The organism is Pseudomonas corni (assembly GCF_057128765.1).
In genome coordinates this window covers 177,412-190,321 of the sequence record NZ_JBSKHW010000014.1, presented here as the reverse complement: position 1 = coordinate 190,321, position 12,910 = coordinate 177,412, and the positions used below count along the sequence as shown (strand labels likewise).

The 12,910-nt window shown below is 57.3% G+C and carries 13 protein-coding genes; 9 read left to right on the top strand and 4 right to left on the bottom strand.

Annotation, left to right across the window (positions count from 1 at the left end; genetic code table 11):
- Nucleotides 1-205 precede the first annotated feature (205 nt).
- Complete coding sequence (locus ACWKV9_RS21210; RefSeq protein ID WP_483838087.1) at nucleotides 206-2,065, bottom strand: Lnb N-terminal periplasmic domain-containing protein; 1,860 nt, start codon at nucleotides 2,063-2,065, stop codon at nucleotides 206-208.
- Nucleotides 2,066-2,140: 75 nt separating this feature from the next.
- Nucleotides 2,141-2,629: a DUF3015 domain-containing protein gene (locus ACWKV9_RS21205; RefSeq protein ID WP_483838086.1), complete on the bottom strand. Its 489-nt coding sequence runs from the start codon at nucleotides 2,627-2,629 to the stop codon at nucleotides 2,141-2,143.
- A 277-nt stretch (nucleotides 2,630-2,906) separates the two neighbouring features.
- Here ACWKV9_RS21205 and ACWKV9_RS21200 point away from each other — a divergent pair, with 277 nt between their 5' ends.
- The 5 genes from ACWKV9_RS21200 to bamJ all read left to right on the top strand — a co-directional run bounded on the left by ACWKV9_RS21200 (nucleotide 2,907) and on the right by bamJ (nucleotide 7,784).
- A complete protein-coding gene (locus ACWKV9_RS21200) occupies nucleotides 2,907-5,339 on the top strand; it encodes a Lon protease family protein (protein WP_483838085.1) in 2,433 nt (810 codons plus the stop codon).
- Nucleotides 5,340-5,520: 181 nt separating this feature from the next.
- Nucleotides 5,521-5,853, top strand: coding sequence for a PA4575 family protein (locus tag ACWKV9_RS21195; RefSeq protein WP_483838084.1), 333 nt, complete (start codon nucleotides 5,521-5,523; stop codon nucleotides 5,851-5,853).
- Between the two features lie 183 nt (nucleotides 5,854-6,036).
- Nucleotides 6,037-6,525 carry a TIGR00645 family protein gene (locus tag ACWKV9_RS21190; RefSeq protein ID WP_349799603.1) on the top strand — a complete coding sequence of 163 codons (489 nt, stop codon included), beginning with the start codon at nucleotides 6,037-6,039 and terminating at the stop codon, nucleotides 6,523-6,525.
- Between the two features lie 218 nt (nucleotides 6,526-6,743).
- On the top strand, nucleotides 6,744-7,052 hold the full coding sequence (locus ACWKV9_RS21185) for a DUF6482 family protein (protein ID WP_483838083.1): 309 nt from the start codon (nucleotides 6,744-6,746) through the stop codon (nucleotides 7,050-7,052).
- Nucleotides 7,053-7,166: 114 nt separating this feature from the next.
- Nucleotides 7,167-7,784: a BamJ family beta-barrel-assembly machinery protein gene (gene bamJ / locus ACWKV9_RS21180; protein ID WP_483838082.1), complete on the top strand. Its 618-nt coding sequence runs from the start codon at nucleotides 7,167-7,169 to the stop codon at nucleotides 7,782-7,784.
- 87 nt (nucleotides 7,785-7,871) lie between these two features.
- Here bamJ and ACWKV9_RS21175 read toward each other — a convergent pair whose 3' ends face one another.
- Nucleotides 7,872-8,114: a PA4570 family protein gene (locus ACWKV9_RS21175; RefSeq protein ID WP_483838081.1), complete on the bottom strand. Its 243-nt coding sequence runs from the start codon at nucleotides 8,112-8,114 to the stop codon at nucleotides 7,872-7,874.
- 256 nt (nucleotides 8,115-8,370) lie between these two features.
- Nucleotides 8,371-9,339: a polyprenyl synthetase family protein gene (locus tag ACWKV9_RS21170; RefSeq protein WP_483838080.1), complete on the bottom strand. Its 969-nt coding sequence runs from the start codon at nucleotides 9,337-9,339 to the stop codon at nucleotides 8,371-8,373.
- Nucleotides 9,340-9,581: 242 nt separating this feature from the next.
- Between ACWKV9_RS21170 and rplU the strand changes: the two genes are divergently transcribed.
- From rplU to proB, 4 genes are all read left to right on the top strand, one after another.
- On the top strand, nucleotides 9,582-9,893 hold the full coding sequence (rplU, locus tag ACWKV9_RS21165) for a 50S ribosomal protein L21 (protein WP_483838079.1): 312 nt from the start codon (nucleotides 9,582-9,584) through the stop codon (nucleotides 9,891-9,893).
- A gap of 36 nt (nucleotides 9,894-9,929) precedes the next feature.
- Entirely contained in the window at nucleotides 9,930-10,202 is a 273-nt protein-coding gene (rpmA, locus tag ACWKV9_RS21160; protein ID WP_268798113.1) for a 50S ribosomal protein L27, read from the top strand.
- A gap of 273 nt (nucleotides 10,203-10,475) precedes the next feature.
- Nucleotides 10,476-11,699: an Obg family GTPase CgtA gene (gene cgtA / locus ACWKV9_RS21155; protein ID WP_483838078.1), complete on the top strand. Its 1,224-nt coding sequence runs from the start codon at nucleotides 10,476-10,478 to the stop codon at nucleotides 11,697-11,699.
- 84 nt (nucleotides 11,700-11,783) lie between these two features.
- A complete protein-coding gene (gene proB, locus ACWKV9_RS21150; RefSeq protein WP_483838077.1) occupies nucleotides 11,784-12,902 on the top strand; it encodes a glutamate 5-kinase in 1,119 nt (372 codons plus the stop codon).
- The last annotated feature ends 8 nt before the right edge of the window (nucleotides 12,903-12,910 follow it).

Genomic DNA, 12,910 nt, shown 5'->3' with positions numbered 1-12,910 from the left:
AACGATGTCTCCGGTTTAAAACGTAAACGATGTCTCCGGTTTAAAACGTAAAGGATGTCCCCGGTTTGTACCCGGACAGGTCCGCTCCCACGGGTTTACAGGTCCGCTCCCACGGGTTTTGTGTTCACCGACTAATATTTGGTGATCCCACATCCCCTGTCGGAGCCTCGCGTTTCTCGGCAGCTCCTACAAGTCCGCGTATTGGCTAGTAGTGATACCACTTCAATTCGAGCATCACTTCATTCACCGGAGAGGTCATCTGGCTGAATTCCCGTTGCGCGCTCAGACGCAAACCGAGGTTGCGCGATAATTCCCACTGCTGGTTGAGGCTGATGTTGCGACGGATCTCGCCGTTGGTGAAGTAATCCCCCTTGGTTTCCAGGCTCAAATTACCCAATGGATTGCGCCACAGCACCCCGGTATTGAAGCCCGCCGCCGGCGACACCAGTGCCGAGAAATCATTGTTGTGCTCAACCCGCACGGTGCCCAGTGCAAACCCGAGCACATCTTCGCCCAGCTGCCAGGTCCCGCCCGCGCCGCCATTCACATGACTGACCAGATTCTCGTCGCCATGCTTGCCCAACACCCGTTCCAGGCCGCCGCGTACTTGCCATGACCAAGGTTGCAGCAGCTCATTGCGTGGGGTGAGGGAGCGAATGGTCGCCAGATCCAGTTGCTGAACCTGCCAACGGTTGCCTTCGTATTGACGCAGTTTCAGCTGAAGAATTTCGATCTGCGCACCCAGCGGAAAGCCGTACGCGTTGTCGTTCAGGTCGTGATACGCCATGCGCAGGCCATATTCGCCGAACGCTTTGCCGTCACGGCTGCCCGCTCCGAGCTGCCAGGTCCGGGATTCGTGACCGTCTTCTGGCAAGCCCGGTCGTTCGATGTCCAGCGGTGGCGGCGGGTTCTTGCTGATCGAGCGCAGCAAGTCGAAGCTGCGCTGCGACGCAACCGGGTCACGCTCCTGGCCATTGGCGCGGTAGCGTTCCAGGCGATATGCAGCGTCCTGAATCAACGCTCGCCGCTCTTTGGGCAATGCCAGGTAATCAGGCGTCTGCAATTGCTTTTGATCGGCGCTGACCTTCAGCACCCACTGCTTCTCGTCGCCGTTGAGCGGCTCGGCGCGGCTGAGCAATTCGCGCTCGCGGGAAGGGCGATAATCGATCTTTTCAACCAAACCTGCGTCCTGGATGGCGCGTACGGTGTCGGTCGGAATGGCGGTCAGCTGAAATTTACTGGTCAGGTCCAGGCCGGGGCGAGCGACTTGCAGCAACTCAAGAAGTCGATACGAGCAGTTTTCGTCGAAGAAGAAATACCCGAAGCGGATCTGTTTCAATTCCCACACGTGCTCGACCATGCGCTGGGTCTCGACTGGTGTCAGATTCAGTCGGTATTCCCACAGATCGCGGTTCTCAAGGCTACGGTATTCGGAGAGTTTGTCTTGATACGGCACCAGCGCAAAGAGACCTGGATAGCCGCCCATCAAACCTTTCCAGGCGTAAAGAATGCTGTTGTCCGAGCCTTCGATATAAGCGCCGAAGTTGATCGCGTAACTCAATAACGCCGTCTTGTTGGCTTGCACGCCAGCCTGATCGACGCGCAACAACGTGTGGCCAAACATCGAGGAAGGGCTGTTCAGATACGCGGCAGGGAAGATCAGCACGGTACTGTCCGGTGCCACGTCCTTGAACCACTGCTTGAATTCCTTGCAGTCCACGGCAGGCAAATCGGTTAGCTGCAGCTGATTCTTCAACCAGCGAGTGCGGGAGGGGTAAACGCATTGAGCGTGGGCGTTTTCCTGGCCTGCGATGACCGGCTTGTAGATCGCATCGAGCGTAGCGCCAAGCTCGGCGGCCGGATCATGCTCGCCATTTTTCGCAAGAAAGAATTTCTGATCGTCGACGTAGCTGCGCCACCCGCCGAACTTGCCGGGCGTGTAGTGGCCTACGGAAATCCAGAACGGCGTATTGGCCAATTGCTGCAAACGATTGTTGTCGACATGGGGCGCGGCGGACAGCGGGGCGCACACACAGAGCACCAGCCAGGCAAGGCGTTTGAGCATAGATAGGCAACTAGTCAGAAATAGACGGAATGCGTTGAATGCCTGCCCCCCGAGCGGAGAGCAGGCGTGCCGACTTTAAGCCTGGGAAGCGTATTTCGCCAGAGCCGGATCGTTCCTCAGTACGTTGACGGTGTTGTCATGGACATCTTGCGCCGTGGCATCTGCCTTGGTGAAGATTTGCTGATAGTGCTCATGGGTGACTGCGGCGAAATGCGCACGGTCTTCCGGTGCAACGCCCAACACGACCGCGTAAGTCGTCAGCGCTTCGCCTTGACCCATTGCCATGTCTTTTGACAGCTCATCCATCATGCCATTCATGGCCAGCCAGGATTTGCCGCCGTAGGTCAGCGCAGCGTTGGTGGAGCAGCCGTTGGTGCCGGAGGTCATACCAAAAGTGGCGTTACCCGAGGTACCGTTTGTGGTGGATGCAAGGAAGTGAGCCGGTGTGCCACGTTGACCTTCAAACAGCATGTTGCCCCAGCCACAGTCCGGGCCGCCTGGCGCTTGAGCCATGGCGTTGATGGACACAGCGGCGAAGAGAGTACCAAGAAGAATCCGTTTCATAGCTTTGTTCTCTTTTGTATTCAACCAAGGGTCGGATCCTGGCCGATGACTGCACCAGGGCGGGTCAGTTATTTGTTTACCGTCCGCGCAAGTTGGAGTTTAGGCACAGTAGGAACGTTCCGTGGTTTATTACAGAAAGTTCCCTGTCAGCTGCGTGAATAGAGACAAAAGACAGGTTCTCCGGACGAAACAACATTCAGGCTTTTCCTGCCTTGCCAGTGTGGTGCGACGAGCGCCAGAATGCGCCCATCTGCCCCGCCTGACGTAAGGATGTCCGATGCCCGATTCTGTTGCTGCCAGCTTGCGACTTGCGCCCGAAGCGCTGACCCGTCCCTTTTCCGCTGAACAGTTCAGCTTCACGACAACCAACGATCTTGAACCCTTTCGCGGCGTGCTCGGCCAGGAACGAGCGGTTGAGGCTCTACAGTTCGGTGTGGCCATGCCACGCCCCGGTTACAACGTATTTGTCATGGGCGAGCCCGGCACTGGCCGGTTTTCGTTCGTAAAGCGCTACCTCAAGGCCGAAGGCAAGCGCATGCAGACCCCGTGCGACTGGGTCTACGTTAATAACTTCGATGAGCCGCGCGAGCCTAAAGCGCTTGAGTTGCCACCTGGCAGCGCCAGCGCGTTTATCACCGACATCAACGGGTTGGTCGACAACTTGCTGGCGACATTTCCGGCCGTATTCGAACACCCGTCCTACCAGCAAAAGAAAAGCTCCATCGACCGCGCCTTCAACCAGCGCTACGACCGCGCGCTCGATGTGATCGAACGTCTGGCGCTGGAGAAAGGCATTGCGCTGTATCGCGACAGCACCAACATTGCCTTCACCCCGATGGCCGACGGCAAGGCGCTGGACGAGGCGGAGTTCTCGCAACTGCCTGAAGCCGAGCGCGAGCGTTTTCACGAAGACATTTCATCCCTTGAAGAGCGCCTGAACGAAGAGCTCGCCAGCCTGCCGCAATGGAAGCGCGAATCCAGCAATCAGATGCGTCAACTCAATGAGGAGACCATCACCCTGGCTTTGCAGCCACTGCTGGCGCCGCTGTCCGAGCACTACGCAGAAAACGCTGCGGTCTGCGCCTATCTGCAGGCGATGCAGGTCAATTTGCTCAAGACAGTGGTCGAGCAAATGGTCGACGACAGCAAGCCTGACGCTCAGGCCCGCATCATGCTGGAAGAGCAGTACGTGCCGAGCCTGGTTGTCGGACACTCCGCTAGTGGCGGCGCGCCGGTGGTGTTTGAGCCGCACCCGACTTACGACAATCTGTTTGGTCGTATCGAATACAGCACCGATCAAGGCGCGCTGTACACCACCTATCGCCAGCTGCGTCCAGGCGCATTCCATCGCGCTAACGGTGGCTTTCTGGTGCTTGAAGCGGAAAAAATGCTCAGTGAGCCGTTCGTGTGGGATGCGCTCAAACGCGCCCTGCAATCGCGCAAGCTGAAAATGGAATCGCCGCTGGGCGAGTTGGGGCGTCTGGCAACCGTCACACTGACGCCGCAAGTGATTCCGCTGGCAGTCAAAGTCATCATCATCGGCGCGCGTTCGCTGTATTACACGCTGCAGGACCTTGATCCGGACTTCCAGGAAATGTTCCGGGTGCTGGTGGATTTCGACGAAGACATCCCGATGGTCGACGAAAGCCTGGAGCAGTTCGCCCAGCTGTTGAAGACCCGTACTTCGGAAGAGGGCATGGCGCCTTTGACCGCTGATGCGGTGGCACGCCTGGCAACTTACAGCGCCCGGCTGGCTGAACACCAAGGGCGTTTGTCGGCGCGTATCGGTGATCTGTTTCAACTGGTCAGCGAAGCGGATTTCATTCGCAGTCTGGCCAACGATGAGCGCACTGATGCCGGTCATATCGAACGCGCACTGAAGGCCAAGGCCACGCGTACCGGGCGGGTGTCGGCGCGGATTCTCGATGACATGCTCGCTGGCATCATTCTGATCGACACCGCAGGCGCGGCGGTCGGCAAGTGCAATGGTCTGACGGTGCTTGAAGTAGGAGACTCGGCGTTCGGTGTACCGGCGCGCATCTCGGCAACGGTTTATCCAGGCGGCAGCGGCATTGTCGATATCGAGCGTGAGGTCAACCTGGGTCAGCCGATTCACTCCAAGGGCGTGATGATTTTGACTGGCTACCTCGGCAGCCGTTACGCACAGGAATTTCCGCTGGCGATTTCGGCCAGCATCGCGCTAGAGCAATCCTACGGTTATGTAGACGGCGACAGTGCGTCGCTGGGCGAGGTTTGCACACTGATTTCCGCCCTGTCCAAGACGCCACTTAAACAATGTTTCGCCATCACCGGTTCTATCAACCAGTTCGGTGAAGTGCAGGCGGTGGGCGGCGTCAACGAGAAGATCGAAGGCTTCTTCCGACTGTGCGAAGCGCGCGGTCTGACAGGCGAGCAGGGCGCAATCATTCCCCACGCTAACGTCACGACGCTGATGCTGGATGAAAAGGTGCTGCAAGCAGTGCGTGATGGGAAATTCCACGTCTATGCCGTGCGCCAAGTGGACGAGGCACTGAGTTTGCTAGTGGGGCAACCGGTGGGCGAGGCCGATGAAGACGGACAATTCCCGGACGACAGCGTAAACGGCAGGGTGGTGGAGCGGCTGCGCGACATCGCCGAAATGCTCAGCGAAGAGGACCTCAAAGAGCTGGAAAAAGAGCCGCCACAATTACAGCCAGAGCTGAAAAGCTGAGGCTTTGACGTCAACAAAATGGGCGCGTGATGGCTAAATGACCATTCGGCGCCCATTTTGTTTTCGGCCTTTTCGAGGAGGGTATTTCTTCTATATTGTCTCGATACCACAGTTGTCAAAAGGACTGACGCGTCTCTTTCGCAGTAGGAGGCGAACACTGTAGCTACCGAGGAGCTTCGCCATGCCGCGCAGCCTCTGTCTTACTCGCCAATGCCTGGGTCTGGTGACCCGAATCGAATGTGTGATCCGCCCGCTTTCTGGCGATAACGGTATGTGGACTTTATTGTTCGCTGCCGGAATGGCTGGAGAACAACCCACCGCGCTCAAGGCTCAGGGACCGTTTCATGGTCCTGTCGCTGCCGAGTCGGTTCTGGATGCGATTGCCGAAAGCCTGACGCTGCATGGCTATCAAACCGCTGAAGAAATCCCTATCTGGAGTCTTCACCTGCAAGGTGAATTGCGAAGGATCAACGGGGGTGCAGGGCAAAGTCAGCGATCGTCTCCATCGAGCTAACCTGACACTTAACGCCTCTCACCGATGCTCCGCACGTGTTTTCCTGTTCTCAGGGTTGTCGTGCGGTGCTGGTGTCTTATTTGTATCAGGCCCCGCTTAATTGTTTCAATAAGTGTCCACGCTTGTTGCCTGCCAAGGGCTACGCCCTATACTCGCGGGCTTGTTAATGACCTGTGAGTTTCAATGGAACGCTTTTTCGAAAATGCCATGTATGCGTCGCGCTGGTTGCTGGCGCCAATCTATTTCGGTTTGTCTCTGGGGCTGCTGGCGCTCGCGCTGAAGTTCTTTCAGGAGATATTCCACGTTATTCCCAATGTCTTTGCGTTGGCCGAATCAGACCTGATTCTGGTCTTGCTGTCGCTGATCGACATGGCGCTGGTGGGTGGCTTGTTGGTCATGGTGATGATTTCCGGGTACGAAAACTTCGTCTCGCAACTCGACATCGATGACGACAAGGAAAAGCTCAACTGGCTGGGCAAGATGGACTCTACGTCGCTGAAGATGAAAGTCGCTGCGTCCATCGTCGCCATTTCCTCGATCCACTTGCTGCGCGTGTTCATGGACGCCAAGAACATCGAACCGCAATATCTGATGTGGTACGTGATCATCCACATGACGTTCGTGGTTTCGGCGTTTGCGATGGGTTATCTGGATAAGCTGACCAAGCACTGATGCCCGTTCCTTCGTAGGAGCGCGCTTGTCCGCGATGGCGTTCTGTCTCATGACGATTGGTCCAGTCATAGGCACCTTCGCGGGCAAGCGCGCTCCTACAAATCGGGGTTCGGCCACCATCAAACAGACCAGCGGCAGGCTTTCGGCTTGTAGTTGAGCGTTCATCAGCGAGACTTGTAACTCGCCCATCGCTGCACAAGATCGTTGAGGATGCGCTCATGAACTTGCAGGAACTGAACACCCACGCCACCGCAGGACTGATTGACGAACTGAACCTGATCTCCATCGAAGGCGGTATCTACCTGCTCGAAGCTCGCATGCATGGGGCCGCTCACCCACTGCGCGATGCCCAGGGTAAAACCTTGCACCTGCGCTCGGTCGAGCATGCGCGGGACCTGCTGCATACCTTGCCGCCGCTACCATTCCATTTGGTCCACGCCGTGGTGCATGACGAAATGTGCGGCCTGCACAGCAGTGAAGAACAGACGGTACGCGTCCCTATGTCGATTCGCTCGGCGTGGTCGTGAGTACCCTCATCGCCTGGTGCGTTGGCCTGTCTAGGGCCGTTTGACCAATTGTGCTAGGCTGCTCGGCCTTTTGGTTCGGGGCGCCTGCGGGCGCTCTATAAGCGGAGCAGTGTTATGTCCGAAGTCAATCTGTCCACCGACGAAACCCGCGTCAGCTACGGTATTGGCCGTCAGCTGGGCGACCAACTGCGCGACAACCCGCCACCGGGTGTCAGCCTGGACGCCATTCTGGCAGGCCTGACCGACGCCTTCGCCGGCAAACCAAGCCGTGTCAGCCAGGAAGAAATGGCTGCCAGCTTCAAAGTTATCCGCGAAATCATGCAGGCCGAAGCGGCTTCCAAGGCGGAAGCGGCTGCAGGCGCAGGCCTGGCTTATCTGGCCGAGAACGGCAAACGCGAAGGCGTGACCACGCTGCCATCCGGTCTGCAATTTGAAGTACTGACCTCAGGCGAAGGCGCCAAGCCAACGCGCGAAAGCCAAGTGCGCACTCACTACCACGGCACTCTGACCGACGGGACTGTGTTCGATAGCTCTTACGAGCGTGGCGAGCCTGCTGAGTTTCCGGTTGGCGGCGTGATCCCTGGCTGGACCGAAGCCCTGCAACTGATGAACGCTGGCAGCAAATGGCGCCTGCACGTGCCGAGCGAACTGGCTTACGGCGCCCAAGGCGTTGGCAGCATCCCGCCGCACAGCGTGCTGGTGTTTGACGTAGAGTTGCTGGAAGTTTTGTAAGGCTTTGCAGCGGTAAGCTTCAAGCTTCAGGCTCTTTGCTTGCAGCTTGCAGCTTGCAGCTTGCAGCTTGCAGCTTGCAGCTTGCAGTCAGTGCAGTTCCAGTCCTGGGCGCAATGCCCGGGCGTAGCAGAACAGAAACAAATTGCGCACCATCTCCTTCTGAACACCTGGCTCGCATGAGCTAAGGCTGTTTACGTCCAGATCCCCCTGATCCATCAACTCGTCCAGCGCATCTTCATGCAGCACGGCACACACTTCACCGGTTTCGCGGTGCAGGATTCGCAGATAAGGGTGTGGTCGATCCAGCCATGCGTCGATGAGATAGGTCATGTTCGTTCTCCTTGATGGGTTCAATGAGAATAATTCCTATCCATCAAATAGCAAGGATCTATTTGAGATTTGTTCGCATTTGAGATGATCGGTTGATCTGCGTCATATTCACGGCCTCTCTGTAGGAGCGAGCTTGTTCGCGAGGCGTCGGATTTGACACCGGTTTTTTGTCCCTCGCCAACAAGTTGGCTCCTACAGATCGCCAGCCACAAAAAAGCCCGTCACAAGGACGGGCTTCTGCAGTGCAGGGCGCTGATCAGTGGGTACGCGCCACGGCGAATTCGCTCAACTCGATCAAGGCATCCTTGTATTCGCTCGCTGGCAGCGCGTCCAGGCAAGCGATGGCGCGGGCAGCGTAATCACGGGCCAACTGCGCGGTGTAATCCAGGGCGCCCGCGCTTTCAACGGCTTCGCGGATGCTTTCGAGGTCTTCGAGACCGCCTTTTTGAATCGCTTGTCGCACCAGTGCGGCCTGTTCAGGCGTGCCTTCGCGCATGGCGTAGATCAGCGGCAACGTCGGTTTGCCTTCTGCCAGATCATCGCCGACGTTTTTTCCGAGGGTTTCGGCGTCACCGCGATAATCGAGCAGGTCATCAACCAACTGGAAGGCGATGCCGAGATGATCCCCAAACGTGCGCAGCGCTTCGCTTTGCTCATGGGAGGCTTCGGCCAGCGCCGCAGCACTGTGGGTCGAGGCTTCGAACAGCATGGCTGTCTTGCCGCGAATCACTTCCATGTAGGTCTCTTCAGTGGTGCTGGCGTCGCGAATCTTTGAAAGCTGCAAGACTTCGCCTTCAGCAATGATGCGAGTCGCTTTGGAGAGAATCTTCATGACCGGCATGGAGCCGAGCTCGACCATCATTTCGAACGAGCGAGAATAAAGGAAGTCGCCAACCAGAACGCTCGGCGCGTTGCCCCACATTGCATTGGCGGTCGAACGGCCGCGGCGCATGCCGGACATGTCGACTACGTCGTCATGCAGCAGCGTGGCGGTGTGCAAAAACTCGATGGTTGCCGCCAGCAGGCGCAGATCTTCGCCATCTTTGCCCAGTGCCTTGCCGCACAGCAGGACCAGCAGCGGGCGTAGGCGTTTTCCGCCAGCAGAAGTGATGTAATCGCCGATTTTCGAGACCAGCGGCACGCGCGACGTCAGCTGCTTCTTGATAATGTGGTCGACGGCAGTAAAGTCGTCCGCCACAGCGCGGTAGAAGGCTTGAGGTTGCATCAGCGAGACGTGCTCCAGAAGGGTTGCGCGGCATGCTAGGTTGCAGGCCCCACCCTGTCAAGGTATGACATTACGCCGCTTGCAAGCTCCCCATGGCTTGCGTACAATCGCGCACCCTAACTTTCCTGGGCAGCACCTGCCTTACGCAATTGCATGTGAGCCGTTCCAGCCTCATGCAGCCATGCCAGCCGATACTCTTACTTATAAAGAGCTGGGTGAGCAGGATTTTCGGAGAAATACCCATGTACGCAGTAATTGTTACCGGTGGCAAGCAGTACAAAGTCGCCCCAGGTGAATACCTGAAAATCGAAAAACTGGAAATCGCCACTGGCGAATCCGTGACTTTTGACCGCGTATTGCTGGTCGCCGATGGCGAAACCGTCAATATCGGTGCTCCAGTCGTAGCCGGCGCTACCGTTGTTGCTGAAGTGATCGCCCAGGGCCGTCACGATAAAATCCGCATCATCAAGTTCCGTCGTCGTAAGCACCACATGAAGCGTATGGGCCACCGCCAGTGGTTCACCGAGATCAAAATCACCGCTATTCAGGCCTGAATTTCAGCCTGCTAGCCCAATAGGAGTATTGAACTCATGGCACACAAAAAAGCTGGTGGTAGTACCCGTAACGGTCGCGACTCAGAAGCCAAACGTCTTGGCGTGAAGATGTACGGCGGCCAGGCCATCATCCCAGGTAACATCATCGTGCGTCAGCGCGGTACCCAGTTCCACGCCGGTTACGGCGTTGGCATGGGCAAAGATCACACCCTGTTCGCGAAAGTGGAAGGCGTGATCAAGTTCCAGGTTAAGGGCGCTTTCAACCGCCGTTACGTGAGCATCGTGCCAAAGACTGAAGTCGCGGCATAATCTCGCAGCAGCTCAGTCTGTGTGAGGGCGATTCGTTTTCATGCTGTCTGAGCTCGAAAGGCCCTGTCTCGCGACAGGGCCTTTTTGTTTGTGAATGAGTCGGTTTGCAGATGGATCTGTTTTGGTGAGTCTCTTGCAAAGCTGTTTGTGTGAGCCGTTGTGATGTGGACCTTTGAGGTCGCTGGTTTTTGATCGGTATCGCAACGCTCATCTTTGCAAGAGCCTTATGAATTTTTGTTGTTCTGCTCGTCTTCGTGACGGGAGGCGTGTGTTATGAAATTTGTTGATGAAGTATCCATTCGAGTAAAAGCCGGTGACGGTGGCAACGGTTGCATGAGCTTCCGTCGCGAAAAATTCATCGAAAATGGCGGCCCTAACGGTGGTGATGGTGGCGACGGCGGCTCGATCTATATGATCGCCGACGAAAACCTCAATACCCTGGTCGACTACCGCTACACCCGTCACTTCGATGCCGAGCGCGGTTCCAATGGCGGCAGCGCCGACTGCACCGGCAAAAAGGGTGAAGAGCTGGTATTGCGTGTACCGGTGGGTACTACGGTGATTGACGCTGGCACCCAGGAAATCATCGGCGACCTGACCAAGGCTGGCCAGCGCCTGCTGGTGGTTCATGGCGGTTGGCATGGTCTGGGCAACACCCGTTTCAAGTCGAGCACCAACCGTGCGCCGCGTCAGACGACTCCTGGCAAGCCGGGGGAGCAGCGTGATCTGAAGCTGGAGCTGAAGGTCCTCGCGGACGTCGGTCTGCTCGGTCTGCCTAACGCAGGCAAAAGTACGTTCATTCGTTCGGTGTCTGCCGCCAAGCCGAAAGTTGCTGACTATCCATTTACTACCTTGGTGCCAAACCTGGGTGTGGTCAGTGTCGATCGCTGGAAAAGCTTCGTGATTGCAGATATCCCCGGTCTGATCGAAGGTGCTTCTGACGGCGCCGGCCTGGGTATCCGCTTCCTCAAGCACTTGGCGCGTACGCGTCTGTTGCTGCATCTCGTTGATATGGCGCCGCTGGATGAAACCAGCGCCCCGGATGCGGCGGAAGTGATTGTCAGCGAGCTTGAGAAATTCAGTCCTTCCCTGGCTGAGCGTGATCGCTGGTTGATATTGAACAAGTGCGATCAGATTCTCGAAGAGGAGCACGAAGCTCGCAAGCAGGAGATCATCGATCGCCTGGAGTGGACTGGCCCTGTGTACGTGATTTCGGCCATTGCCAAAGAGGGCACTGAGCAGCTGACCCGGGACATTATGCGTTATCTCGAAGATCGCGCTGACCGCCTTGCTAACGACCCGGCATTCGCTGCGGCATTGGCTGAGCTGGATCAGAACATCGAAGACGAGGCGCGTGCGCAGTTGCAGGCACTCGATGATCAGCGCGCATTGCGCCGTAGTGGCGTGAAGAGCGTCCACGACATCGGTGATGATGACTGGGATGAAGAGGATGTGGACGACGAAGATGGTCCGGAAATCATTTACGTCCGAGACTGATCCACTGAAGTAAACTACAGCGCCGCTTAACAGCGGCGTTTTAGTATGTTGAATTCGTACTTTTCTGGCTTAGGGTTTAAGAGCATGCGGAGCAAGGTGACAGGTGCCCAGCGTTGGGTGATTAAGATCGGAAGTGCGCTGCTGACGGCGGATGGCAAGGGTCTTGATCGCAACGCAATGGGTGTTTGGGTCGAGCAGATGGTGGCGCTGCATGAAGCGGGCGTCGAACTGGTTCTGGTGTCGTCCGGCGCGGTTGCGGCCGGTATGAGCCGCCTGGGCTGGACTGCGCGACCGAGTGCCATGCATGAGCTGCAAGCGGCGGCCGCTATCGGTCAGATGGGGTTGGTGCAGGCGTGGGAGTCAAGCTTCGCCGAGCATGGCCGCCATACCGCACAGATTCTGCTGACCCATGATGATCTGTCTGACCGCAAGCGTTACCTCAACGCGCGCAGTACGCTGCGAACGCTGGTTGAGTTGGGGGTGGTCCCGGTCATTAATGAAAACGACACCGTGGTGACCGATGAAATTCGTTTCGGTGACAACGACACCCTCGCAGCGTTAGTGGCGAATCTGGTGGAGGCTGATCTTCTCGTAATCCTCACCGACCGCGACGGAATGTTCGATGCCGACCCGCGCAACAATCCCGAAGCTCAGTTGATCTATGAAGCGCGTGCTGACGATCCAGCGCTAGACGCTGTGGCTGGCGGCACGGGTGGGGCTTTAGGGCGCGGTGGTATGCAAACCAAACTGCGCGCGGCTCGGTTGGCGGCTCGTTCCGGCGCTCATACCGTGATCGTCGGTGGTCGCATCGAGCGCGTGCTGGCGAGGCTCAAGGCGGGTGAGCGGCTGGGTACGCTTTTATCCCCTGAGCGCGAAATGCTTGCGGCGAGAAAGCAGTGGCTTGCCGGGCATCTTCAAACCAGAGGCACGCTGGTCCTGGACGATGGTGCTGTAAAGGCCCTGTCTGAGGGGCACAAAAGTCTGTTGCCGGTCGGTGTCAAAGTGGTGCAGGGGAGCTTTCGTCGTGGCGAGATGGTCGTATGTGTCGGGCCGGACGGTCGAGAGATCGCTCGTGGCCTGAGCAACTACAGCGCTTTGGAGGCTCAGAAAATTATCGGTCAGCCTTCGGATGCCATCGTGAAGGCGCTGGGATACATGGCTGAACCTGAGTTGGTGCATCGGGATAATTTGATTCTGGTCTGAGCTTCAGT

Excerpts from the sequence above, each read along its gene's own strand:
- ACWKV9_RS21210 (WP_483838087.1), bottom strand. The coding sequence starts at position 2,065 with ATGCTCAAACGCCTTGCCTGGCTGGTGCTCTGTGTGTGCGCCCCGCTG.
- ACWKV9_RS21205 (WP_483838086.1), bottom strand. The coding sequence starts at position 2,629 with ATGAAACGGATTCTTCTTGGTACTCTCTTCGCCGCTGTGTCCATCAAC.
- ACWKV9_RS21200 (WP_483838085.1), top strand. The coding sequence starts at position 2,907 with ATGCCCGATTCTGTTGCTGCCAGCTTGCGACTTGCGCCCGAAGCGCTG.
- ACWKV9_RS21195 (WP_483838084.1), top strand. The coding sequence starts at position 5,521 with ATGCCGCGCAGCCTCTGTCTTACTCGCCAATGCCTGGGTCTGGTGACC.
- ACWKV9_RS21190 (WP_349799603.1), top strand. The coding sequence starts at position 6,037 with ATGGAACGCTTTTTCGAAAATGCCATGTATGCGTCGCGCTGGTTGCTG.
- ACWKV9_RS21185 (WP_483838083.1), top strand. The coding sequence starts at position 6,744 with ATGAACTTGCAGGAACTGAACACCCACGCCACCGCAGGACTGATTGAC.
- bamJ (WP_483838082.1), top strand. The coding sequence starts at position 7,167 with ATGTCCGAAGTCAATCTGTCCACCGACGAAACCCGCGTCAGCTACGGT.
- ACWKV9_RS21175 (WP_483838081.1), bottom strand. The coding sequence starts at position 8,114 with ATGACCTATCTCATCGACGCATGGCTGGATCGACCACACCCTTATCTG.
- ACWKV9_RS21170 (WP_483838080.1), bottom strand. The coding sequence starts at position 9,339 with ATGCAACCTCAAGCCTTCTACCGCGCTGTGGCGGACGACTTTACTGCC.
- rplU (WP_483838079.1), top strand. The coding sequence starts at position 9,582 with ATGTACGCAGTAATTGTTACCGGTGGCAAGCAGTACAAAGTCGCCCCA.
- rpmA (WP_268798113.1), top strand. The coding sequence starts at position 9,930 with ATGGCACACAAAAAAGCTGGTGGTAGTACCCGTAACGGTCGCGACTCA.
- cgtA (WP_483838078.1), top strand. The coding sequence starts at position 10,476 with ATGAAATTTGTTGATGAAGTATCCATTCGAGTAAAAGCCGGTGACGGT.
- proB (WP_483838077.1), top strand. The coding sequence starts at position 11,784 with ATGCGGAGCAAGGTGACAGGTGCCCAGCGTTGGGTGATTAAGATCGGA.